We start from the raw sequence: 23613 nt of genomic DNA, 5'->3' as shown, positions 1-23613 counted from the left end.
CCCCAATCAAAGGCGGGCGGAAGCAAGAGCGCTCTGGCGCCGTGACCGGGAGGAGACGACGGCTTCACGCCACCCTTCCGTCACGCGTCGCGAGCCGACTGGGGAGTGGATGCGTGGCGCGTGTGCGGCTTGACCATCTGAGCAAGAGCTTCGGTTCCGTCGCCGTGCTCGACGACATTTGCCTCGACATCGCCTCCGGCGAGTTCATCGCCTTCCTCGGTCCGTCGGGCTGCGGCAAGTCCACCCTGCTGCGGATGATCGCTGGGTTGGAGACGGTGGAGACCGGCGAGATCCACATCGGCGAACGCCGGGTCGACGCCCTGGCGCCGGGCGACCGCGGCGTGGCGATGGTGTTCCAGCACTACGCCCTCTACCCGCACATGACGATCTTCGAGAACATGGCGTTCGGCCTGCGTAACGCGAAGGTCCCGAAAGCCGAGATCGAGACCCGCGTGGCCGAGGCGGCGCGCATCCTGGAGATCGAGCGCTTCCTGCAGTCCAAGCCCGGCCAGCTGTCGGGCGGCCAGCGCCAGCGCGTCGCCATCGGCCGGGCCATCGTCAAGAAACCCGACCTGTTCCTGTTCGACGAGCCGCTCTCGAACCTCGACGCGGCCCTTCGCATGCGCACCCGGCTGGAGCTGGCCCAGCTGCGCCGCCGGGTCGAGGCGACGATGATCCTGGTCACCCACGACCAGGTCGAAGCCATGACCCTGGCCGACCGCATCGTCGTCATGAGCGACCGCAGGATCCAGCAGGTCGGCACGCCGATGGAGATCTACGCCCGGCCCGCCAACCGCTTCGTGGCCACCTTCGTCGGCGCGCCGCCGATGAGCTTCCTGGACGTGACGCTGGGCGAAGGCGCCGGCGGCGTGGCCCGCGCCACCCTGCCGGGCGGCGCGACCGTCGACACCGAAGTCCCGCTCGCCGCCCTGCCCGCCAGCGCCGCCTGGCGCCTGGGCGTGCGCGCCGAGGCCGTGAAGGTGGTCGCGCCGGGCGCGGGCCTGGTCGACGCCAAGGTCGAGTTCGTCGAGCGCCTGGGCGACCGCACCCTGGTCTATCTGCGCCTGGCCGACGGGGCGGCGATCACCGCGGAGGACGCCGGGACCAGCCGCGCGGCCATGGGCGACGCGGTCGGCCTGGCCCTGGACGGCGCCGTGCACCTGTTCGACGCCGACGACCGCGCCCACTACGCCCCCCCGCCCATTGGGGCTGTCGCATGACCGCCGCCTCGCCTCGCAAGGGCACCTGGGTCAACAGCCTGTTCGTGACGCCGTACCTGCTGGTCTATCTCACGCTGCTGCTCTACCCGCTGCTGGCCGGGGTGTGGCTGAGCCTGCACAAGGCCGACCTGTTCGGCGGCGAGGCGTTCGTCGGGCTCGAGAACTTCGGCCGGCTGCTGCGCGACGGCGTCTTCCTGCAGGCGGTGCGCAACACCTTCTGGTTCGTGCTGCTGACCGTGCCGCCGCTGGCGGTGATCGCCCTGGCCCTGGCCATCGCCCTGAACCGTCCCACCCGGGCGGCGGCCTTCTTCCGGGGCGTGTTCTTCAGTTCCTCGGTGCTGTCGGTGACCATCGTCACCCTGATCTGGCGGCTGGTGCTGATCCCCGATGGCGGACTGATCGCCAACATCCTGCACGCGGTCGGTCAGCCGCCGATCCCGCTGCTCAGCCATCCCGACCTGGTGCTGCCGGCCATCGCCCTGACCACCGTCTGGTGGTGCCTGGGCCTGCCGATGATGCTGTACCTGGCCGCCCTGCAGCAGGTTCCCGCCGAGCTCTACGAAGCCGCCGCCCTGGACAAGGCCAGCCCCTGGAAGGCCCTGACTCGCATCACCCTGCCCTCGATCCGCCGGACCCTGGTGCTGGTGGTGATCATCCAGTGCGTGCTGCAGTTCCAACTGTTCGGCCAGGCCCAGTTGCTGACCCAGGGCGGTCCCAGCGGCTCCTCGCGGCCGATCGTGCTGTTCATCTACGAGGTCGGTTTCCGGCGCTGGGACATCGGCTACGCGGCCGCCGCCTCGGAGATCCTGTTCGGCCTGATCCTGGTCGCCACCGTGCTGCAGTACGTGACCACGCGCGAGAAGGAGGCGGTCCGATGAGCGCTCTGGACCGCGCCGCCGGGCGCAATCCGTGGATCAACCGCCTGGGCTGGGCCGCATTGACCCTGGCCGCCCTGGTCATGATCATGCCCTTGATGTGGACCGTGGGCCTGTCGCTGAAGTCGAACGGCGAGCTGCTGCGCGACACCGCCTCGGTGTTCCGCGGCCCCTACACGTTGGAGAATTACGGCTCGATCCTGGCCCGGGCGGCGGTGTTCCGCTGGCTGGCCAACAGCCTGCTGGTCTCGCTGTGCACCACGGCCGGCGTGCTGGCCCTGTCGTCCCTGGCCGGCTACGGCTTCGCGCGGCTGGAGTTCCCGGGCCGCAAGTGGCTGTTCGCCCTGGTGCTGTTCGGCCTGGCCGTGCCCGAGCAGTCGGTGATCATCACCCGCCACCAGCTGTTCAGCGCCCTGCACCTGCACAACACCTATCCCGGCCTGATCCTGCCCGGCCTGGCCGCGCCGTTCGGGGTGTTCCTGATGACCCAGTACTTCAAGGCCATCCCGGTCGAGCTGGACGAGGCGGCGATGCTGGACGGGGCCTCGCGCCGCCAGGTGTTCTGGAAGGTGCTGCTGCCCCTGACCCTGCCCGCCCAGGCGACCCTGGGCATCTTCACCTTCCTGTCGTCGTGGAACGACTACTGGTGGCCGCTGATCTCGGCGACGCGGTCCGAGATGTTCACCCTGACGGTGGGCGTGGCCAGCTCGCAGATCAACTTCGCCCAGACCAGCGGCCTGGGCTTCCTGATGGCTCAGGCGGTGTTCGCCAGCGCGCCGATCCTGGTCGTCTACGTGTTCTTCCAGAAGTACATCGTGCGGGCGGTGTCGGGAGCGGCCGTGCGATGAGCCGCCCCCTGCGAGCCCTCGCCCTGGCCGCCGTCGCCCTGGTCCTGACCAGTTGCGCCAAGAAGCCGGACGTCACCCAGATCACCGTCCAGCGGATCTTCGGCGAGTGCCGCTCGGCCGGGGCCGGCGCGCGCAATCCCGACGGCGAGTGCGAGATCATCACCGGCCTGCTGGACCAGTTCCAGCGCGAGAACCCGGACATCCGGCTGAAGGTCAACATCGCCGCCTGGCCCGGCTACGACCAGCTGTCGGCCCAGTTCGCGGCGGGCGATCCGCCCGACCTGGTGACCATGCACATGTCGGCGATCTCGGACTACCAGTCGCGCGGCCTGATCGAGCCGATGGGACCAGGGCTGGAGAGCGTCGGCGTCGATCCCGCCGCCTTCACCCGCGCCGCCCGCGAGGGGGTGACCAAGCAGGGCCAGGTCTGGGGCCTGCCCTTCGACAACTGGGCGCCGCTCTGGCACATCAACATGAACCAGTTCAGCCAGGCGGGACTGGTCAAGGACGGCCAGCCGGTCCTGCCCACCAGCGCCGACGAGCTGCTGGCCCAGGCCCGCCAGTTCAAGGCCGCCACCGGCAAGCCCTACCTGGTCCAGGCCATGGCCAACGAGACGGCCAGCTACACCCGCAACCTCTACACCTACCTGATGACCCAGGATGCGGTGTTCTTCACCGATCCCAAGCACATCAAGCTGACGACGCCGGAAGCCCACCGCATCGTCGCCCTGTTCAAGACTCTGCACGACGAGAACCTGTCGACCCGCGACCAGGACTATCCCGCCGCCACCAGCGGCTTCATGAACGGCGACGGCGGGGTCTATCTGGTCGGCACCTGGATGATCGGGACCTTCGAGGCCGAAGCGCACACGCCCGGCCGGCCGCTGTCGGGCGGCTACGCCGTCGTGCCCTATCCCCGGATCTTCGGGACCAAGGACGCCGCCTATGTCGACGGCCACGCCTGGGTCGTACCGCACCGCGAGCGGACGGCCGAGCAGCGCGCGGCGGTCTATCGCCTCGTTAAGTTCCTGGCCGACCACGACTACGACTGGTCGCGCACCGGACACCTGCCGGCCATGCAGGCGGTGATCGACAGCCCGCGCTTCAAGGCCCTGCCCCACCGCCAGGCCATCGCACCGCTGGCCACGATCGGCCAGACCCTGCCGCCGGAGGTCGAGCGCCAGTTCGCGATCCAGGACATCATCGGCGACGAGATGGCCAACGGCATCACCGGCCGCAAACCGATCGACACCGCCCTCGCCGACGCCGAGCGCCGCGTCAACGACCTGCTGTTCCACCTTCTCTAGCTGCACGAGCTCGCCATGCTGACCGCCAAGATCATCGCCGACGCCGACTTCGTGGTGGCCCCGCTGGACCGCCGGATCTTCGGCACCTTCGTCGAGCACATGGGCCGTTGCGTCTATGGCGGCATCTACGAGCCCGGCCACGCCACCGCCACGCCGGAAGGCTTCCGCCAGGACGTGCTGGACCTGACCAAGGAATTGGGCGTGACCATCGTCCGCTATCCGGGCGGCAACTTCCTGTCGGGCTACAACTGGGAAGACGGCGTCGGCCCCAAGGAGGACCGCCCCGTCCGCCTGGACCTGGCCTGGCACTCGACCGAGACCAACCAGTTCGGCACCAACGAGTTCATCACCTGGTGCCGCAAGGCGGACCTCGAGCCGATGTTCGCGGTCAATGTCGGCACGCGCGGCGCGGACGAGGCCCGCCATTTCCTCGAATACTGCAACCACCCGGGCGGCACCCACTATTCGGACCTGCGCCGCGCCCACGGCTACGAACAGCCGCACGACATCAAGTTCTGGTGCATCGGCAACGAGATGGACGGTCCCTGGCAGATCTGCGCCAAGACCTCGGCCGAGTACGGGCGCATCGCCCAGGAGACCGGCAAGGTGATGAAGTGGGTCGACCCCACCATCGAGCTGACCGCCTGCGGCTCGTCCCAGCGCGCCATGCCCACCTACGGCAAGTGGGAATACGAGGTGCTGGACCAGTGCTTCGATCAGGTCGACTACATCTCGCTTCACCATTATTGCCGCAACGACGCCGACGACATCCACGAGTTCCTGGCCACGATCGACGACCTGGACCACTTCATCCGCGAGGTCGCCGCGATCGCCGACGCCGTGGCGGCCAAGCGCCGCTCCAAGAAGCGGATCATGCTGTCGCTGGACGAATGGAACGTCTGGTACAAGGCCAGCGGCCCCGACGACCTGAAGAAGCCCGGCTGGCCCGAAGCCCCCCCGCTGATCGAGGAAGTCTATAATCACGAGGACGCCCTGGTGGTGGGCGGCTGCCTGATCGTGATGTTGAACAACGCCGACCGGGTGAAGGCCGGCTGCCTGGCCCAGCTGGTCAACGTGATCGGCCCGATCATGACCGAGACCGGCGGCCCGGCCTGGCGCCAGACCATCTTCCACCCGTTCGCCGACTGCACGCGCCACGGCCGCGGCGAGGTGCTGAAGCTGAAGGTCGAGACCGGCACGTTCCCGACCAAGGCCCACGGCGAGGTGCCCAACCTGCTGGCCGCGATCGTGCGCGATCCGCGGACCGGGGCGACGACCCTGTTCGCCCTGAACCGCAGCGTCACCGACGACATGCAGCTGTCGGTCGACCTGCGCGGCGTGGCCGACAACCTGGTGATCCAGGCGTCGACCCAACTTCACGATCCAGACCTGAAGAAGACCAACACCAAGGCCGCGCCCGACGCTGTTTCACCGGTCGCCAACCCGACCGCCAAGCTGGAAGGCGGCCGCCTGACGGCGACGCTGAAGCGCCAATCCTGGAACGTCGTCAGCCTCGCCCGGGACTGACCGTCGACGATGACGACAACGGCGGCGGCGGCGCGGGATCGCCACCGTCGCCATCGACCGTCCCAAGGCGTGGTCATACGAATCTCTCATATTTGTCTGACCAAGATTCGAGCGGTCCAGGTGCCGAACCTGCCTCGGCGAACGAACCTATTCCGCGTTGCGAACCACCCGTGCGCCTACCGTGCCGTTAGGTGACAGGCCTCATAATTCGCTGAATCTATTCAATCTATTGCCATACCCAGCGCCCTGGACGAGGCGCACGCCGAGGCGCGCCATTCCGCACGCGCGAACGAACATCGTTCATATTTCGATGGTCACATTAGTAATACTCTTGCGAATGGATTATTTGTCAGACAAGATAATCAGCATCGAGAAGCTTCCCGCGCAGACGGGGAGACGATGAGACTTGGGAGGGAAATCCATGACTACCGGCGCCCAAAAGCCGATCCGATCCGCCGCGCGCCTCGCGCAGCGGGCCCTGCTGATTTCGGCCGCTTCGGCCATGACCTTGCTGGCCGCCGCGCCGGCCCTGGCCCAGACCGCCGCGCCCCAGGACGCAGAGACGGTCGACGAAGTGGTCGTCACCGGCCAGCGCCAGGCCGCCCAGAGCGCCCAGCAGATCAAGAAGAACAACGACCTGGTGGTCGACTCCATCGTCGCCGAGGACGTGGGCAAGTTGCCCGACAACAACGTCGCCGACGCCCTGGCCCGCGTCACCGGCATCCAGGTCCGCCGCGACTCCGGCGAGGCCAATTCGGTGCTGATCCGCGGCCTGCCCAACCTGGTGACCCTGCAGAACGGCCGCGAGGTGTTCACCACCACCGGCCGCTACATCGCCCTGGCCGACGTGCCGGCCAACATGCTGCAGCGGGTCGACGTCTATAAGAGCGCCGCGGCCGACCAGATCGAAGGCGGCATCGCCGGCGCGATCGACATCCGCACCCGCCGGCCGTTCGACTTCTCCGGCGCCCAGTTCAACGCCTTCGGCCATGCTGCCTATTCGGACAAGGCCAAGAAGTGGAATCCCGACTTCGGGGCCACCGCCTCGAACCGCTGGGAGACCAACGCCGGCGAGTTCGGCGCCCTGCTGGGCGTGTCGTTCGTCGAGCGCGACTACCACGAGGAGCGCGCCTTCAACGTCCGCTCCGATGATCACACCGGCTCGTTCAGCCCGGCTCACCCGCTGCCGCCCGGCATCACCTCGATCAACGGCCCGTTCGTGATGGGCTACATCCCGATCGCCGGCGATCGCAAGCGCAAGGCGGCCAACTTCGCCCTGCAATGGCGGCCGGACGACACCAGCGAGCTGTATTTCGAAGGCTTCGTCACCGACTACAAGAACGTGTTCGAACTGGACTTCCTGGTCGGCCTGCCCTGGCTGGGCGACGGCAACCTGTCGGCCACGGTGTTCCCCGGCACCAATCAGCTGAAGACGCTGACCAACCACAACGTCTTCACGATCATGTCGACCCAGGCCAACGACCAGCACTCCAACACCAACCAGTTCTCGGCCGGCGGCTACAAGGAATGGGGCGACGTGAAGGTGTCGACCGACCTGTCGGTCACCAACTCGTTCTTCAAGTACGAGAACCCGATCATGGACGCCTCGACCATCGTGCCCTTGGTCAGGGTCGACACCAGCGCCGGCGGCACCGCTCAGCTGAACTACAATAGCCCAGGCTACGACATCACCAACCCGGCCGGCTATACGATCGAGAACTGGTTCGACAACTACGGCAAGCAGACCGGCACCTCGGTCGATTGGCGCGCCGACGTCGTCTACACCGCCCCGTCCGACGAGTTCATCCGCGAGATCAGCGCCGGCGTCCGCTATGCCGACCGCAGCGCCGAATCCAACCAGTCGTACGGCGGCGCGGCGTATCCGTTCACCCACACGTCCGTCAGCACCCTGCCCGGCCTGAACGGCATCTCCGAGGCCATGGCGGACGGCGGACCCGACTACATCACCACCCAGTGGTACACGCCCAGCGCCTCATACCTGCTGAACAACACCGACAAGGTGCGGGCTCAGACGGCGCTGCTCTACGATCGCAACGCCACCACGGCGGCCGAATTCGCGCTGCGCAACGATCCGGTCACCGGCAAGCGCCGCATCGACCCCGGCATGTTCTTCTCCGACGTCGAGAAGACCCTTGCCGGCTACGTGCAGTCGAAGATCGGCGGCGACCTGGGCAGCGTGCCGTGGAGCGGCGTGGTCGGCCTCCGGCTGGTGCGCACTGAACAGACCTTGGGCGGCAACAATGTCGACACCGCCACCTCCGTGCTCAGGTACACGCCGACCGAAAAGAAGAACTCGTCGGTCGACCTGCTGCCCAGCGCGAACCTGAGGTTCAACCTGCGGCCGGACCTGATCGGTCGCCTCTCGCTGGGCCGCACGGTCACCCGCCCCGACTTCGCACAGCTCAATCCGGGCGTCTCGCTGTCGACCGTGGTCTCCAACACGACCTTCCTGTCGGGCTCGGGGGGCAATCCCGCTCTGAAGCCGGTGACGTCCGACAGCCTCGACACGTCGCTGGAGTGGTACTTCGCCGCTGACGGCTTCCTGACGCTGGCCTACTTCCACCGCAACATCGACGGCTATGTCGAGACCACCTCGGCCAACGAGGTGATCAACGGCACCACCTACATCATGACCCGCCCCAGCAACTCGGGGAAAGACAAGCTGGACGGCGTCGAGCTGGGCTACCAGCAGTTCTACGACTTCCTGCCCGGCCTGTTCAGCGGCCTGGGCCTGCAGGCCAACGCCACCTTCATGGAGGGCTCGATGAAGAACGCCGTCACCGGCGTGAAGACCGAGTTCCGAGGCCTGTCGAAGTTCTCCTACAACCTGGCCGTCCTCTACGAGAAGGGCCCGATTTCGGGCCGCGTGGCCTACAACTGGCGCAAGCACTTCCTCGACACGCCCAACTTCGAGAACAGCGGCTTCGACCTGATCGCCGACGACACCGCCCAGATGGACGCAAGCCTGTCCTACAAGGTCGGCGACAAGCTCACCTTCACCCTGGAAGGCGTCAATCTGCTCGACACCGAGTTCAAGGACTACTTCACCGACAAGCACCTGTATCCGCGCGACACCCGTCGCTACGACCGTCAGGTCCTGATCGGCTTCCGCTGGAAGATGTAAGACCCGCGCGCGCCCGGTTCCCCTGGAGCCGGGCGCGTCCGCCTTCGCGTCGGAGTTCGTGATGCTGACCCGCAGACATGCCCTGGCCGGAGCCTTGAGCGCAGCGGTCCCCGTTGTCGGCCCAACGGCCGCTCAAGCCGCCGCCGGCCTCAACGACCGGATGACCGGCGACCTGTCGCCCGTCCACGACCCCTGCATCATCAAGCAGGGCGCGACCTACCACCTGTTCTGCACCAGCCAGGCCAATCAGAAGCCCGGCCTGATCCACTGGCGCACCTCGCCGGACTTGACGGCCTGGACCTTGGTCGGCGCCGTCATGCCCGCCCTGCCCGACTGGGCGCAGAAGGAAGTGCCCGGCACGCGCGGCGCATGGGCGCCGGACATCAGCCTGATCAACGGCCGCTATCACCTTTATTACGCGCTCTCGACCTTCGGGAAGAACCGCTCGGTCATCGCCCTGCAGACCACCGCGACCCTGGACCGCTCCGACCCGGCCTTCGGCTGGCGCGACGACGGCGTGGTGCTGGCCTCCAAGCCCGGCGACGACTTCAACGCCATCGACGCCAACATCGTCACCACCCCGGACGGGCGCGTCTGGATGAGCTTCGGCAGCTTCTGGTCGGGCCTCAAGCTGGTCGAGATCGATCCCGCGACCGGCAAGCCCAAACCGGGCGCCCCGCTGGCGGCCATCGCCGCCCGGCCTCACCCAGACGCCATCGAGGCGCCCTGCATCATCGAGCGCGACGGCTGGTTCTACCTGTTCGCCTCGTTCGACTTCTGCTGCCGCGGCGCCGACAGCACCTACTACACGGTGGTCGGCCGCTCGAAGGCGGTGGCCGGCCCCTATGTCGACCGCAACGGCAAGGCGATGATGATGAAGGGCGGCGGGCTGATCGTGCTGCACGCCGACCTGGATCCGGCCAAGCGCTTCAAGGGCCCCGGCCACGTGGCCGTGCTGCGCGACGCGGGCCGCGACTACATCGTCTACCACGCCTATGACGCCAGGAAGGGCGGTGTCCCGACCCTGCGCATCCAGCCCCTGGCCTGGAGCGCCGACGGCTGGCCCGTGGCCGTCTGAACCCTTTTCCCCACCTGAGTTCTGCCCCGCCTGCGCCGTTCCGGACCCGCTCCGGGACGGCGGCTTTCTTTCCGCTCAGGCTTGATTGCATCGGCGGGATTTGTCGGAGTATATGGCAACCAAGCGCCTCCAGAGCCGCTGCGTCATTGGAACGAGGAACCTCATGAAGACTTCAGGCCGCAAGCTGACCGGCGCCCTTCTGGCCGCTACCGCCATGGCCCTTCCGGCGGGAGCCTTCGCGGCCGACTACGCCCGCGCCTCGTTCGGCAAGACGCCCGACGGCGTCGAGGTCGAAGCCATAACCCTGACAAACGGCAAGGGCGTCAGCGCCACGGTGATCACCTACGGCGCCACCCTGCAGTCGCTGATCGCGCCCGGCCGCGACGGGACCAAGGCCGACATCGCCCTGGGCTTCAAGGACGCCGAGGCCTACGCCAAGAACGCCAGCTATTTCGGGGCTTCGGTCGGCCGGTTCGCCAACCGCATCGGCAAGGGCAAGTTCACGCTGGACGGCAAGACCTACCAACTGGCTCTGAACAACAACGGCGTCGCCGCCCTGCACGGCGGGGTGAAGGGTTTCGACAAGCAGGTCTGGAAGGTCAGCGACATCAAGCGCGGCCCGGTCGCCTCGGTCACCTTCACCTATGTCAGCCCCGACGGCGAGGAAGGCTATCCCGGCACGCTCACCGCCACGGCCACCTACGCGCTGGACGAGGCGAACCAGCTGACGGTCGTCTACGGCGCGACCACCGACAAGCCGACCATCGTCAACCTGACCAACCACGCGCTGTTCAACGTGGCCGGCGAGGGTTCGCCCGACGGCGCGATGGGCAACGTCCTGACCCTGGCCTCGGACGGCTACACCCCGGTCGACGCCGAACTGATCCCGACCGGCCAGATCACTCCGGTGGCCGGCACGCCGTTCGACTTCCGCAAGCCCACCGTCGTGGCCGAGCGCCTGCGCGACGCCCGCGATCCGCAGATCGTCGTCGGCCGCGGCTACGACCACAACATGGTGCTGACCGGCAAGGCGGGCGGCGCCCCGCGCCTGGCCGCGCGCCTGGCCGATCCCAAGAGCGGCCGGGTCATGGAGATCCTCAGCGACCAGCCGGGCATCCAGTTCTACACCGGCAACTTCATCGACGGCACGATGGTGGGCAAGAGCGGCAAGATCTATCGCCAGGGCGACGGCATCGCCCTGGAGCCGCAGCACTTCCCCGACGCCCCCAACAAGCCGGCCTTCGCGCCGGTGCGGCTGGATCCGGGCCAGAAGTACAGCAACACCATGGTGTTCAGGCTGACGACGGACGGGAAATAGCCCCCTCTCGCGGAGAACAACGACCTTCCGGGTCATTGCGGAAGGCGGTGGGAGTCTGTTTCCCTCTGGGCATGCCCGCCGCCTTCTCCATCCACTCCGCCCGCACCGCCGACGACCTGGCCGCGGTCGTCGCGCTGTTCGAGGACTATGTCGCCAGCCTGACCGTCGACCTGGGCTACCAGGACTTCAGCGGCGAGCTGGCCGGTTTGCCGGGCAAGTACGCGCCGCCGAAGGGCGAGCTGTTGCTGGCGCGGGACGCGGAGGGCCGGCCACTGGGCTGCGCGGGCCTGCGCCCGATCCCGCCCGATGGCCGCTGCGAGATGAAGCGCCTCTACCTATTGCCCGCCGCGCGAGGCCTTGGCCTGGGCAAGGCCATGACCGAGGCGGTGATCCAGGCGGCCCGCGCCCTCGGCTATGAAGAACTGCGGCTGGATACCCTGCCCAGCATGACCACCGCCATGGCGCTCTACGACGCCATGGGCTTCGAGCGCACCGGCCCCTACTACGCCCCGACGCCCGACGGCACGGTGTTCATGCGGCTGAAGCTCTAGCGAAAAAGACGCTAGACTGACCCAAGGGCGCCGGCGTTCTCCTCGGTTCAGACAATCGTTCTGGGAGGAACGCCGCCATGCCCGAAGCCCTGATCATCGACGCCTGCCGCACGCCGCGCGGCATCGGCAAGGTCGGCAAGGGCGCCCTGGCCGACTTCCATCCCCAGCACCTGGCCGCCACGGTGCTGAAGGCCCTGGCCGAGCGCAACAACCTGAACACCGCCGAGGTCGACGACATCATCTGGGGCACAAGCACCCAGCGCGGCAAGCAGGGCGGGGATCTCGGCCGGATGGCGGCGCTGGACGCCGGCTACGACACCAAGGCCAGCGGCATGACCCTGGACCGGTTCTGCGGCTCGGGCATCACCACGGTGAACCTGGCGGCCGCCTCGATCATGTCCGGCATGGAGGACCTGGTCATCGCCGGCGGCACCGAGATGATGTCCTACACCGCCGCCACCGCCGACCGCACCTCACCCGGCCTGCTGGACAGCGGCAACCTGCGCCTGCGGGCCAGGCATCCGCAGAGCCACCAGGGCGTCTGCGCCGACGCCATCGCCACGTTGGAGGGCATCCCGCGCCAGGCCCTGGACGAGCTGGCCCTGGTCAGCCAGCAGCGCGCCGACCGGGCGATCCGCGAGGGCCGCTTCGACCGCGCCCTGGTTCCGGTCTTTCACGACGACGGGGCGCTGGCCCTGGACCGCGAGGAGTTCCCCCGCCCCGAGACCACCCTGGAAGGCCTGGCCGGCCTGAAGGCCTCGTTCGGCGCCATCGCCGGCGTGCCGATCGACGAAGCGGGCACCACGCTGGGCGGGCTGATCAACCAGGTCTATCCGGACTTGAAGATCGAGCACGTGCACCACGCCGGCAACTCGTCGGGCGTGGTCGACGGCGCGGCGGCGGTGCTGCTGGCCTCGCCGGCCTACGTGGCCAAGCACGGGCTGAAGCCTCGCGCCCGCATCGTGGCCATGGCCAACATGGGCGACAGCCCGACCCTGATGCTCAACGCCCCTGTCCCCGCCGCCCGCAAGGTGCTGGCCAAGGCCGGCCTCACCGTCGACGACATCGACCTGTGGGAGATCAACGAAGCCTTCGCCGTGGTGGCCGAGAAGTTCATCCGCGACCTGGGCCTCGACCGCGACAAGGTCAACGTGAACGGCGGGGCCATGGCCCTGGGCCACCCGATCGGCGCCACCGGCTCGATCCTGATCGGCACGATCCTGGACGAGCTGGAGCGTCGCGACCTCAAGCGCGGCCTGGTGACCATGTGCGCGGCCGGCGGCATGGCCCCGGCCGTGATCATCGAGCGGATCTAGCCGACCTTACCCTTTGGTCGCGCTCAACAGGCTGTCGCGCAGCCGGGCCACGGACGCCTGCACCACGGGGAACTCCGCCTCGCTCAGTCCCGTGGCGTCCATCAGCGCCGCGCCGGGATCGGCGTCGACCAGCTTGCGGCCGGCCGGCGTCAGGTGCAGCCGCACCTGGCGTTCGTCGGCCGGATCGCGCCGGCGCTCGACATAGCCCAGCGCCTCCATCTTCTTGAGGATCGGCGTCAGGGTGTTGGATTCCAGGAACAGCTTCTCGCCCAAGGCGCCGACCGTCTGGTCGTCCTCGTCGGCCAGCGCCACCAGCGCGATGTACTGGGTGTAGGTCAGGCCCAGCGCGTCGAGCAGCGGCTTGTAGGCCCGGCCGAACGCCAGGTTCGCCGAATAGACAGCGAAGCACAGGAACTTCGGAAGCTTGGGGTCGTCGCCATCGGTTGGCCGCGGGGTCGGGGGGGTGTGGGTCATCTGCATATCCAGGGGCGTCAGGGCCTCATCCATATAAATCGTATCCGATTAAATCGGAAGGGCTTGACTCGATATGAGGCGACAACTAATTAGATCGCATCCGATTGAAACGGATGCGATCAACCTCTCTCGAACAAGGAATTCCCCATGACCGCCAAGGTTCTCTTCACCGGCAAGACCCACACCACGGCCGGCCGCGATGGCGCCGCCCGCAGCGCCGACGGCTTCCTGGACGTCAAGCTGCCCCAGCCCCACCCTGCCGCCGAGAACCTGTTCGGCGCGGCCTGGTCGGCCTGCTATCTCGGCGCCATCCAGTTGGCCGCCGGTCAGCAAAAGGTCGCTCTGGTCGACCCTTCCGTCGACGCCGAGATCGACCTGGCCAACGAGGCCGGCGCCTTCTTCCTGCAAGCCCGTCTGAACGTCAGCCTGCCGGGCGTCGATCGCGACGTCGCCCAAGGCCTGATCGAAGCCGCCCACGCGATCTGCCCCTATTCGAAGGCGGTCCACGGCAACATCGACGTCGTCACCACCCTGGCCTGATCTCAAAAGCACCTGTCATCCCGGACAAGCGCGCAGCGCGCCGATCCGGGACCGACGCCTGAGCTCAGCGCTTCAGGGCGGTCCCGGGTCTTCGGCTCGCTTCGCGAGCCTGCGCCCGGGATGACAGCTTGAGAGATGTTCGTTGTCTCAGGCGCGCTTCTTCGCCGCCTTCGGCTTCGAGGCGTTCAGCGCCACGGCGGCGCGGATCAGCGCCTTGAACGCCGCCTCATCGATCGCCTCGCCCTGGCGGAAATCGATGGCGCGCCGCGTGGCGCCCTCAAGGCTCGAATTGAACAGACCCTTGGGGTCTTCCACCGACGCGCCCTTGGCGAAGGTGGTCTTCACGGCGGCCTTGTAGGTTTCGCCGGTGCAGACGATCCCGTCGTGCGACCACACCGGAATGCCCCACTTCCACTCCTCGACCACGTCGGGGTCGGCCTCATGGATCAGCCTGCGGATCTTGGCCAGCGTCTCGCCGCGCCAGTCGTCCAGCGCCGCGATCGCCTTGTCGATCAGCTCGGAAGGAGGTCCTTCCAGCGGTCCGCCCATCTGCTTTTTCATGGCTTCCTCACCTCTCGCCGGCCGCCTACATGCGCTCGCCGGGCAATTGACTGGCCTGCTTCACCCAGCCGATGAACTGCGCCTCGTCGAACGGCTCGTCCTCGTGGATGTGGAAATAGCGTACATCCTTCTGCTTGGAGCCGACCGGCGGCAGGGGATCCAGCGCCGCGCCGCGGAAGAAGGCCACCTTGATATATTTGGCGAAGACGTGGACCCCGAGGAACCAGGTCTTCTCTTCCATGCCATAGAGCGGCGAGTTCCATTTGACCGCCTTGAGCACGCCCGGAACGGCGCCCGAGATGAGCGCGTCCAGCTTGCGACCGACCTCGCTCTTCCAGCCAGGCATGGCCGCGATATAGGCCTGGACCGGCGCGTCGCCGTGGTCCTTGGGGACCTGAGGGTTGCCGCCCGACAGCAGTTTCGGCTCGGCCATGGCGTTCCTCCTATCCGTCCGCGCGGCGCCCGTTCCGCCCCTTGGCGACGTAGGGCAGCACGAACATGTACAGACCGGTGACCAGGAGCAAGATCAGCGGAACCAGCGCGAACAGGCCGACCCACGCCGGGGGCTGCCCCTGGCTCATGACGATCATGTAGCTGATGACGCCCAGCGTGAAGGCGATGGAAAGCCAGCGGTGGGTCTGGCGGATGATCTTGTTCAAGGAAACCTCCTTTGACGAGGTGACGACGCGGACAGGGCGGCGGCCCTAGTCCAGCCGTTCCAGCAGTTGATCCAGGTTGCCGAGGAACTGCTTCCAGCCGGCATGGGCGCCGCCGTAAGCCTGCTTCTGATTGGGATTGAACCCGGCCTGCTCCACGCGCAGGTGCGTGCCCGCGCTGGTCGGCGTCAGGGTGAAGGTCACCACGCTCTGCAGGGCGTAGGCCGGGTCCGAATGCTCGTGGTTCCAGGTGTAGGACAGGGTCCTGTTCGGCTCGACGGCCAGGACCTCGCAGTCCAGCACGCCGCCCCACTCGCCGCGAAGCTGGAAGCCGTGGCCCACCTGGGGCTTGAAGTCGTTCTTCATCAGCCACTCCTCCATCAGGTGCGGCTGGGTCAGCGCGCGCCAGAGCTTTTCGGGGGGATGCGCGATGTCTCGTTCGACGACGACGGTGCGCGTCTCGGTCGCGGTGTTGGTCATTGGTCCATCCTGTTGAGCAGGTCTTCGAGATTGTCGAACCGGGTCTCCCAGAACCCGGCCATGCGGCTTGTCCAGTCGACCAACGGGGCCAGGGCGTTCAGCTGGGCGCTGTAGTGCGTCTGGCGGCCCTCGTGGCGATCGCTCACCAGCCCGGCCTGTTTCAGCACCCCAAGGTGCTTGGAGACCGCAGGCTGGGAAACGCCCGCCAGCGCGGTCAGGGCCCCGACCGTCTGTTCGCCGTCGCGACACAGCCGCTCGAAGATCCCTCGTCGGGTGGGATCGGCGAGCGTCCTGAAAAGCACGTCGTGAGCGTCGGTCATGGGAACTGATAACCCGTTGGCTATGGGTTACTCATAACTGGCGAGTTATGCGTTCGTCAAGCAGCGAGTGCGGGCACGGGGATCGAGGGCCCTCAATCCCCGTGCCAGGCGCCCCCAAACCTGAAACCTTTCAACGCTCTATAGAATAATCAGCGTCACAAGCACCGCCGCGTTCAAACCGCCCGCATACTTGTCCTTGCCCTGTCGTAGGGGAGGACGTCCGGCCGGCGACCTCGACGTGCGGCAGGGGCGGTCGAGCGGGAAGCGCTCGCCGATGGTCTTCAGTGACGCTTCGCATCGTCAGGTCAGGTTCCCTGCAACACGGGACGAAGCCCTGGCGGCGAAGGATCGGCGAACGCACCAGGCGCGGGCTGAAATCGCCCGCGCGGTCCGGACGGGGTACGTCGCCCTTCCGCCCGCCGGGGGCCTCCATCGGAGCGGGTTAAAAATCCGCGATCCGAAGGCTTCTGGAAGACGGCCGCGCGGAGCGCCCGTGACGTGTCGAAACGGTATTCTCCAAACCTACTCTTCCGGGCGCGCCCCGGACGCTCCGCCGCCTCCCCAGCCCTCAGCGGGTTTCCGCGTGAGATCGCACCCGCTTGCCCCCACCTGACCGCTTCGCGGTCTGTCCGCCCCCATGGGGGGCGGAGGACACGCACTCACGCTCCGTAGGGGGCAAGTACCGGTCAGCCGCGAGCGTAATACGCCTCGACCAACTGCCGATGCGGCGGCAGGTGCTTGAGCGCCTCCTGCGCCGCCTCGGCCACCTTGGCGAAGCTCTGCCTGGCGACCGCGGCCTCGTCATAGCGCCCCTCGACCGGCGCGAAGTCGGTGGCCGCGTTCATGCCGTAGAGGATGTACTGGTAGCTGGACGGCAGGAAGGTCTCCAGATCGACCAGGAAGTCGAACCGCGACACCGGCCGGTGCTTCCACTGGGCCAGCAGGTCGCGCAGGGCCTCGGGGCAGGTGGCCGGATCGGCGTTGTCGCGCCAGTAGGGCTCGTCGCGCTTGGTCAGGCAATAGTGCAGCTTGAGGAACGTGACGATCCGCTCGAAGCGGCCGGCCATCAGGCGGTTGAAGTTGCGGGCCCCGGCGTCCATCGCGGCGCGCTCACGCAGCGGGAAGACCTCGGCGATCATCACGGCGGCGGCCTCGATCAGCATGATGCCGGTCGATTCCAGCGGCTCGAAGAAGCCCGCCGACAGACCCACGGCCACGCAATTGCCGATCCACTGGCGCTCGCGATAGCCGGTCTGGAACTTCAGCAGGCGGGCGTTGAGGCCGTCGCCGGCCTTGCCGACATAGCCGCGCAGCACCTGCTCGGCCCGGTCTTCGTCCGTATGTCGGCTGGAGAACACGTAGCCGACGCCCCGGCGGCTATCCAGGCCGATGTCCCAGGTCCAGCCGGCCTCGTGGGCGGTGGCCAGGGTGTAGGGATTGATCGGCGCGTCGGGCGTCTCGTACGGGACCTGGATCGCCAGGGCCCGATCGTTGAACAGCACGTCGTCGACCCGCTTGAACGGCGCGCCCAGGGCCTCGCCGATCAGCAGGGCGCGGAAGCCCGAACAGTCGACGAACAGGTCGCCCTCGATCGTCCCCAGCTCGCCGGCCTGGATCGAGGCGATGTCGCCGCGCATGTCGCGGGTCACCCCGTCGACCTTGCCTTTCAGGTGCGTGACGCCCGCCTCGACCGCCACGCCGCGCAGGAAGTCGGCGAAGCGCGCGGCGTCGAAATGGTAGGCGTAGTTCATCGGTCCCTGGAAATCGGGATCCTCCAGGCGCTTGGGCGCCAGCCCCTGACCGATGATCGCCCCTTGCGTCGTCACCGCATCGGCGAACGGCAAGGAGCCGCCCGCCTGGTGGTCCAACAGCCAGTAAGGCGACATATCGCGGCCATTGGGGCGGAGCGGCAGGTTGAACGGGTGAAAGTATTCGGAAGATTTCCCATTTTCCGAACGCTGTTCCCAATTCACGAACCGGACGCCCTGCTTGAAGGTCGCCGAACTCTCGCGCAGGAACCGCGCCTCGCTGACGCCAAGCTCGGCCAGGGTGGACCGGATCGTCGGAAATGTGCCCTCCCCGACCCCGATGGTGGCGATGTCGGGAGCCTCGATCAGGGTGATCCGCGCGCCGTCGGGCCGATCGGCGCCCAGGCGCTTGGCCAGATAGGCGGCGGTCAGCCATCCGGCCGTGCCGCCGCCGACGATGACGATGCGGTTCCCGGTCATGAGCACGGTTCCTTGGAGACGCCTCGGGACTCTGACGAAAGCCCGAGTCGGCCGCCGAATGTCGGCGCGGAGAAGAAAAAGCCTGGGTGACGGTCAGGAGAGCCGTCACCCAGGGAGCGCAGTCTGGGAGGCAATACGCTCAAAGAAGGGCGGAGCGACAAGCCGGGGGCGACATGCCGCTCCTGAAACGCGACCGTCCTGGGCCGGACGGCGGATCGCGCTTCAAGCACTCGAAACTGGACCTCCCCGCCCGGCGGACCGGACGGGGAGGCTTGGACCTGACCTAGAACTTCGTCCGCAGACGGAAGCCCCAGGTGCGCGGCGGCTGATAGACCGACGACCAGACCACCGGATAGTTGCCCTGGCCGGCCGTGCCGGCGCCGGTCCTGATGTTCTTGTCCTCGAGGTTCTGGACGAAGGCCTCGACCGACCACGGATCGGTCGGCGGCTCGTAGCGCACGCTCAGATCGGTCCGGGTATAGCTCCCCTGCTGATCGGGGGCGCCCTGGTTGAAGTAGGACAGCCACGACTTGCTTTCGAAGTGCGTGCTGATCCGCGGGATGATCCGCGCACCGCTCGACAGCTCGAAGTCGTGCTCGTAGGCGATGTTGCCGGAGAAGTGCGGGGCGTGCGGAAGCTCGTTGCCCTTCACGTCGACGGCGTTGGCCAGGTTGCCGCCGTAGAGGCGCCCGTCGACCGACAGCAGGGTGTCCATCTTGGTGTCCTGGGCGGTCGCCGAGATCTGCAGACGGTCGTTGGCGGTCAGGTTGGCCGTCAGCTCGGCCTCGATGCCCATGGCCTTGGCGCCCTCGGCGTTGTCGGTCACGACCGAGGACGAGATGGTGTTGCCCTGGGCGTCCTTCACGGTGACGACCTGGTTGACCTGGTAGCCCTTGAAGTCGGCGTAGTAGGCCGCGAGGTTCAGGGTGGCCCGGCCGTCCAGGAAGCGGATCTTCGACCCGACTTCGTAGTTGGTCAGGGTTTCCGGGTCGGCCAGGCGGCCGCCGTCCAGGATGTTGCCCGACTTGAAGCCCGTGCTGACGCTGGCGTAGACGAGGATGTCGTCGGTCACGTCGGCGTCGGCGCGCGCCAGCCAGGTGAACTTGTCCCAGCTGCCCTTCACGTCGTTGTTGCTGATGTCGTAGCCGGGGCCCAGCAGGGCCAGCAGCTCGGTCGCCGAGGCGCCGCGGTCGCGGCCGAAGATGCCGGTGTCGCAACGCGACGGGACGCCGCCGCCGGGAAGGGCGGCTTCGGCGGCCAGACAGGCGGAGTAGCCCTTGAACGTGACGTTCCGGCCGCCCTGGTCCTGCTTGGTGTCGTCGGTGTAGCGCAGGCCGGCGGTCAGGCGGACGCGATCGTTCATGTGCCAGACGGCCTGACCGAACGCGGCCTTGGACTCGATGGTCCGCTTGGCCTGGATGAAGCTGCCCGACCAGTTCATCGGACCGTCGCGATAGCCGTCACGCTGGTCGATGTCGAAGCGGATCGAGTTGTCTTCGTGGCTGTAGTAGCCGCCGACGATCCAGTCGACGGTCTGCTGGCCTTGCGACTTCAGCTGGACTTCGTGGCTCCAGGCGTCGTTGCGCGACCAGGTGGTGCGGTTCTCACCGAAACCGCCGCGGGGGAACAGGAAGCCATTGGCGTCGGTGGTGCCGTCGATCCGCAGCAGGCCGGCGTCGGCGTCGCTGACGGCGCTGCCGCCCACGCGTTGCCAGCCGGTGATGTAGGTCAGCCCGACATTGTCGTTGATGGAGTAGTCCATCGTGCTGCGCACGCCGTACGAGAAGCGGTCGCTGTCCGGGGCGGTGTCGATCAGGGCCGACCAGTGCTTCTGGCCGGCGCGCGGCGTCTGCGCCAGGGCGATCACCGGCGCGCCGGTGTCCTGGTAGCCCTCGACGTTGACGTTCCAGGTGAACTTGTCGTTCGGCTGCCACAGGGCGCTCAGGCGAGCCGAGCGCTGGTCCTGGGCGTAGTACTTCTTGCCCTGGGTGACGAAGGCCGACGGATGGATCCCCGCCACTTCCGGCGGACGCTGGAAGTCGACATAGCCGTCGTGACGCTCGGTGATCGCGGCCAGGCGCAGGGCGAACGTGTCGGAAACCGGCATGTTGACCGAGACGCGCGCGCCGAGGCGGTTGTACGAGCCGGCCACGACTTCGGCGCTGCCGTAGTAGTCGCTCAGCGTCGGCTTGGCGGTGCGCAGGCTGACCGCGCCGACCGTGGCGTTGCGGCCGAACAGCGTGCCTTGCGGGCCACGCGCCACTTCGACCGCGTCCATGTCGTACATCAGCACGGCCGCGCCTTGGGCGCGGGGCGAGTAGATGCCGTCGACATAGATGGCGACTTCCGGGTCGGCCACTTCGGTAAAGGCGGTGTCGTTGCCGATGCCGCGCATGGTGATCAGGATCGCGCCCTGGTCGCCTTGCTGGTTGATGGCCATCGACGGCACGAACTTGGCCAGATCGGTGACGTCCTTGACCTGGTTGCGGTCGAGCGCGCCCTGGCCGAACGCGCTGATGGCGATCGGGGTGTCCTGCAGGTTGGTCTCGCGCTTGGTGGCGGTGACCGTGATCTCTTCGAGCTGGTTGTTGTCGGCGGCCGGAGCCGGGGCCGTCTGAGCGTGGACGGCGGTCGCGGCGATCATGGCCGCCACGGCCGACGAGCCAGCCAATAGGGTTCTGCGGAGCTTCATCTTCATCCCTCCCTGCGCGCGATCCTTTGTGGTCGCGACTTGCGTCTTGTGAATAGCTACAGTACGACAACGTTGTCAATCACGTATGTATTTACGACTTAGTTGAAACTCTCGTTTCGTTCGTCGTGAATAGCTAAAACTAGTCGCCGACCGGCAAGATTTGACAAAGAACGCCGCGCGTATAGCTTAAGACGTAAATGGGAGGAAAAAGAATGAAGCGACAGCAGATGCAGGGCCTGATGATGGCTCTGATGCTGACCACGGCGTTGCCGACAGCAGCCGCTCACGCCCAGGCCGCGGCCGCTAGCGCCTCGAAACCTTGGATGAACACCAAGCTGAGCGCCGATCAGCGCGCCGACCTGATCGTTGCGCAAATGACGCAGGACGAGAAATTGACCCTGGTGTTCGGCTATTTCGGTTCGAACCAGGACAAACCCAAGTTCACCCCGCACGCCGAGGCCCGCATGGGCTCGGCCGGCTACATCCCGGGAATCGCCCGTCTGGGCGTGCCCCCGCAGTGGGAAACCGACGCCGGCGTCGGCGTCGCCACCCAACGCGAGTCGAGCGATCCCTATCTGGAGCGCACCTCCCTGCCCTCGGGCATCGCCACGGCCGCGACCTGGAACCCCGAGCTGGCCTTCAAGGGCGGCGCGATGATCGGTTCGGAGGCCCGCTCCTCGGGCTTCAACGTCCAGCTGGCCGGCGGCGTCAACCTGGCCCGCGACCCGCGCAACGGTCGCAACTTCGAATACGGCGGCGAGGATCCGCTGCTGGCCGGCGTCATGGTCGGGGCCCAGATCAAGGGCATCCAGTCCAACAACATCATCTCGACCATCAAACACTGGGCGCTGAACGGCCAGGAGACGAACCGCATGACGGTCAGCTCCAACATCGGCGACGCCGCCGCCCGCCAGTCGGACTTCCTGGCCTTCGAGTTCGCCATCGAGCAGTCGAACCCGGGCTCGGTGATGTGCGCCTACAACCGCATCAACAGCACCTACGCCTGCGAGAACGACTATCTGCTGAACCAGGTGCTCAAGAAGGACTGGGCCTACAAGGGCTACGTGATGTCCGACTGGGGCGGCACGCACTCGACCGCCAAGGCGGCCAATGCCGGCCTGGACCAGGAGTCGGCCTACACCTTCGACAAGCAGCCCTTCTTCGGCGCGCCGCTGAAGGCCGCCCTGGCCGACGGCTCGGTGTCGCAGGCGCGCCTCGACGACATGGCCAAGCGCATCACCCGCTCGATGTTCGCCCACGGCCTGTTCGACCACCCGGTGGTCAAGGGCCCGATCGACTTCGCCGCCCACGCCAAGGTCACCCAGGCCGACGCGGAAGAAGCCATCGTCCTGCTGAAGAACGACGGCGGTCTGCTGCCCATCGCCAAGAGCGCCAAGAAGATCGTCGTGATCGGCTCGCACTCCGACGTCGGCGTGCTGTCGGGCGGCGGCTCCTCGCAGGTGTTCCCGATCGGCGGCATGGCGGTGAAGGGCCTGGGCCCCAAGGGCTTCCCCGGCCCGATCGTCTTCCACCCCTCCTCGCCGCTGAAGGCGCTGCAGGCCAAGAACCCCGGCGCGGCCTTCACCTATGACGACGGCTCCGATCCGGCCGCCGCCGCCAAGGCCGCCGCCGGCGCCGACCTGGTGATCGTCTTCGCCCACCAGTGGGCCGCCGAGTCGCAGGACTACTCCCTGACCCTGGCCGACAACCAGGACGCCCTGATCGACGCCGTCGCCGCCGCCAATCCCAAGACCGCCGTGGTCCTGGAAACCGGCGGCCCGGTGCTGATGCCCTGGCTGACCAAGGTCAGCGCCGTGGTCGAGGCCTGGTACGCCGGCACCAGCGGCGGCGAGGCCATCGCCCGCGTCCTGACCGGCGAGGTCAATCCGTCCGGCCGCCTGCCGATCACCTTCCCGCAAAGCGCCGAGCAGCTGCCGCGCCCGGTGATCGATGGCGACCCGTCCCAACCGGAAGCGTTCTTCGACGCCAACTACGACATCGAGGGCGCGGCCGTCGGCTACAAGTGGTTCGACCAGAAGGGCCACGCCCCGCTGTTCGCCTTCGGCCACGGCCTGTCCTACTCGACCTTCGGCTACAGCGACCTGAAGACCTCGACGGCCGGCGACACGCTGACCGCCAGCTTCAAGGTGACCAACACCGGCAAGACCGCCGGCAAGGACGTGCCCCAGGTCTATGTCGGGCCAAAGGGCGGTTCGGGCTGGGAAGCGCCGCGTCGTCTGGGCGGCTTCAAGAAGGTCGACCTGGCGCCCGGCGCCAGCACCACGGTCAGCATCTCGGTCGATCCGCGCCTGCTGGCGACCTTCGACTCCAAGGCCAAGGCCTGGACCATCGCCGCCGGCGCCTACGAGGTGTCGCTGGGCGCTTCGTCCCGCGACCTGGGCGCCAAGGCCGACGTGACCCTGGCGGCCAAGACGCTGCCAGTGTCGTACGACGGCAAGTAGTCGGCTGGGGACAGG

General features: G+C 67.5%; 20 protein-coding genes. 12 read left to right on the top strand and 8 right to left on the bottom strand.

What is annotated here, in order from left to right; translation table 11 throughout:
• The first annotated feature begins 113 nt into the window (after positions 1-113).
• The 10 genes from AC1DMQ_RS24010 (at position 114) to AC1DMQ_RS23965 (ending at position 13185) form a co-directional block, all read left to right on the top strand.
• Complete coding sequence (locus AC1DMQ_RS24010; RefSeq protein WP_477036051.1) at positions 114-1220, top strand: ABC transporter ATP-binding protein; 1107 nt, start codon at positions 114-116, stop codon at positions 1218-1220.
• Complete coding sequence (locus AC1DMQ_RS24005) at positions 1217-2098, top strand: carbohydrate ABC transporter permease (RefSeq protein WP_477036050.1); 882 nt, start codon at positions 1217-1219, stop codon at positions 2096-2098. The genes AC1DMQ_RS24010 and AC1DMQ_RS24005 overlap by 4 nt, the downstream gene beginning before the upstream one ends.
• The gene (locus AC1DMQ_RS24000; protein ID WP_477036049.1) at positions 2095-2943 is read left to right on the top strand and encodes a carbohydrate ABC transporter permease; all 849 of its coding nucleotides are present in this window, start codon (positions 2095-2097) and stop codon (positions 2941-2943) included. The genes AC1DMQ_RS24005 and AC1DMQ_RS24000 overlap by 4 nt, the downstream gene beginning before the upstream one ends.
• Entirely contained in the window at positions 2940-4250 is a 1311-nt protein-coding gene (locus AC1DMQ_RS23995; RefSeq protein WP_477036048.1) for an extracellular solute-binding protein, read from the top strand. The genes AC1DMQ_RS24000 and AC1DMQ_RS23995 overlap by 4 nt, the downstream gene beginning before the upstream one ends.
• 15 nt (positions 4251-4265) lie before the next feature.
• A complete protein-coding gene (gene arfA, locus AC1DMQ_RS23990) occupies positions 4266-5777 on the top strand; it encodes an arabinosylfuranosidase ArfA (protein WP_477036047.1) in 1512 nt (503 codons plus the stop codon).
• 421 nt (positions 5778-6198) lie between these two features.
• Positions 6199-8922 (top strand): TonB-dependent receptor, encoded by a 2724-nt coding sequence (locus AC1DMQ_RS23985; RefSeq protein ID WP_477036046.1) that lies wholly within the window; start codon positions 6199-6201, stop codon positions 8920-8922.
• A gap of 61 nt (positions 8923-8983) precedes the next feature.
• Positions 8984-10000 (top strand): arabinan endo-1,5-alpha-L-arabinosidase, encoded by a 1017-nt coding sequence (locus AC1DMQ_RS23980; protein WP_477036045.1) that lies wholly within the window; start codon positions 8984-8986, stop codon positions 9998-10000.
• A 163-nt stretch (positions 10001-10163) separates the two neighbouring features.
• Positions 10164-11318, top strand: coding sequence for an aldose epimerase family protein (locus AC1DMQ_RS23975; protein WP_477036044.1), 1155 nt, complete (start codon positions 10164-10166; stop codon positions 11316-11318).
• A gap of 71 nt (positions 11319-11389) precedes the next feature.
• The gene (locus tag AC1DMQ_RS23970) at positions 11390-11869 is read left to right on the top strand and encodes a GNAT family N-acetyltransferase (protein WP_477036043.1); all 480 of its coding nucleotides are present in this window, start codon (positions 11390-11392) and stop codon (positions 11867-11869) included.
• Positions 11870-11946: 77 nt separating this feature from the next.
• Complete coding sequence (locus AC1DMQ_RS23965) at positions 11947-13185, top strand: acetyl-CoA C-acetyltransferase (protein ID WP_477036042.1); 1239 nt, start codon at positions 11947-11949, stop codon at positions 13183-13185.
• Between the two features lie 6 nt (positions 13186-13191).
• Here the strand turns inward: AC1DMQ_RS23965 and AC1DMQ_RS23960 are convergent, their stop codons facing one another.
• Positions 13192-13659, bottom strand: a complete 468-nt coding sequence (locus AC1DMQ_RS23960; protein ID WP_477036041.1) for a MarR family winged helix-turn-helix transcriptional regulator — start codon at positions 13657-13659, stop codon at positions 13192-13194.
• Positions 13660-13806: 147 nt separating this feature from the next.
• On the opposite strand from AC1DMQ_RS23960, the gene AC1DMQ_RS23955 reads away from it, so the two are divergent.
• Positions 13807-14199: an Ohr family peroxiredoxin gene (locus tag AC1DMQ_RS23955; RefSeq protein ID WP_477036040.1), complete on the top strand. Its 393-nt coding sequence runs from the start codon at positions 13807-13809 to the stop codon at positions 14197-14199.
• A 147-nt stretch (positions 14200-14346) separates the two neighbouring features.
• Here the strand turns inward: AC1DMQ_RS23955 and AC1DMQ_RS23950 are convergent, their stop codons facing one another.
• From AC1DMQ_RS23950 to AC1DMQ_RS23920, 7 genes are all read right to left on the bottom strand, one after another.
• Positions 14347-14760: a DUF1801 domain-containing protein gene (locus AC1DMQ_RS23950; RefSeq protein ID WP_477036039.1), complete on the bottom strand. Its 414-nt coding sequence runs from the start codon at positions 14758-14760 to the stop codon at positions 14347-14349.
• Positions 14761-14785: 25 nt separating this feature from the next.
• Complete coding sequence (locus AC1DMQ_RS23945; protein WP_477036038.1) at positions 14786-15193, bottom strand: DUF1801 domain-containing protein; 408 nt, start codon at positions 15191-15193, stop codon at positions 14786-14788.
• A 10-nt stretch (positions 15194-15203) separates the two neighbouring features.
• On the bottom strand, positions 15204-15419 hold the full coding sequence (locus AC1DMQ_RS23940; protein ID WP_477036037.1) for a hypothetical protein: 216 nt from the start codon (positions 15417-15419) through the stop codon (positions 15204-15206).
• 45 nt (positions 15420-15464) lie between these two features.
• Positions 15465-15896, bottom strand: coding sequence for an SRPBCC family protein (locus AC1DMQ_RS23935; protein WP_477036036.1), 432 nt, complete (start codon positions 15894-15896; stop codon positions 15465-15467).
• Entirely contained in the window at positions 15893-16216 is a 324-nt protein-coding gene (locus tag AC1DMQ_RS23930; protein ID WP_477036035.1) for an ArsR/SmtB family transcription factor, read from the bottom strand. The genes AC1DMQ_RS23935 and AC1DMQ_RS23930 overlap by 4 nt, the downstream gene beginning before the upstream one ends.
• A 686-nt stretch (positions 16217-16902) precedes the next feature.
• Entirely contained in the window at positions 16903-18444 is a 1542-nt protein-coding gene (locus AC1DMQ_RS23925; protein WP_477036034.1) for a tryptophan halogenase family protein, read from the bottom strand.
• A 283-nt stretch (positions 18445-18727) separates the two neighbouring features.
• Complete coding sequence (locus tag AC1DMQ_RS23920) at positions 18728-21136, bottom strand: TonB-dependent receptor (RefSeq protein ID WP_477036033.1); 2409 nt, start codon at positions 21134-21136, stop codon at positions 18728-18730.
• A 212-nt stretch (positions 21137-21348) separates the two neighbouring features.
• Here AC1DMQ_RS23920 and AC1DMQ_RS23915 point away from each other — a divergent pair, with 212 nt between their 5' ends.
• On the top strand, positions 21349-23598 hold the full coding sequence (locus AC1DMQ_RS23915) for a beta-glucosidase (RefSeq protein ID WP_477036032.1): 2250 nt from the start codon (positions 21349-21351) through the stop codon (positions 23596-23598).
• Positions 23599-23613: the final 15 nt, after the last annotated feature.

This window comes from Caulobacter sp. 05L422 (genome assembly GCF_056397765.1).
Note: the sequence above shows the minus strand (reverse complement) of the source record. Positions and strands in the feature narration are given on the sequence as shown.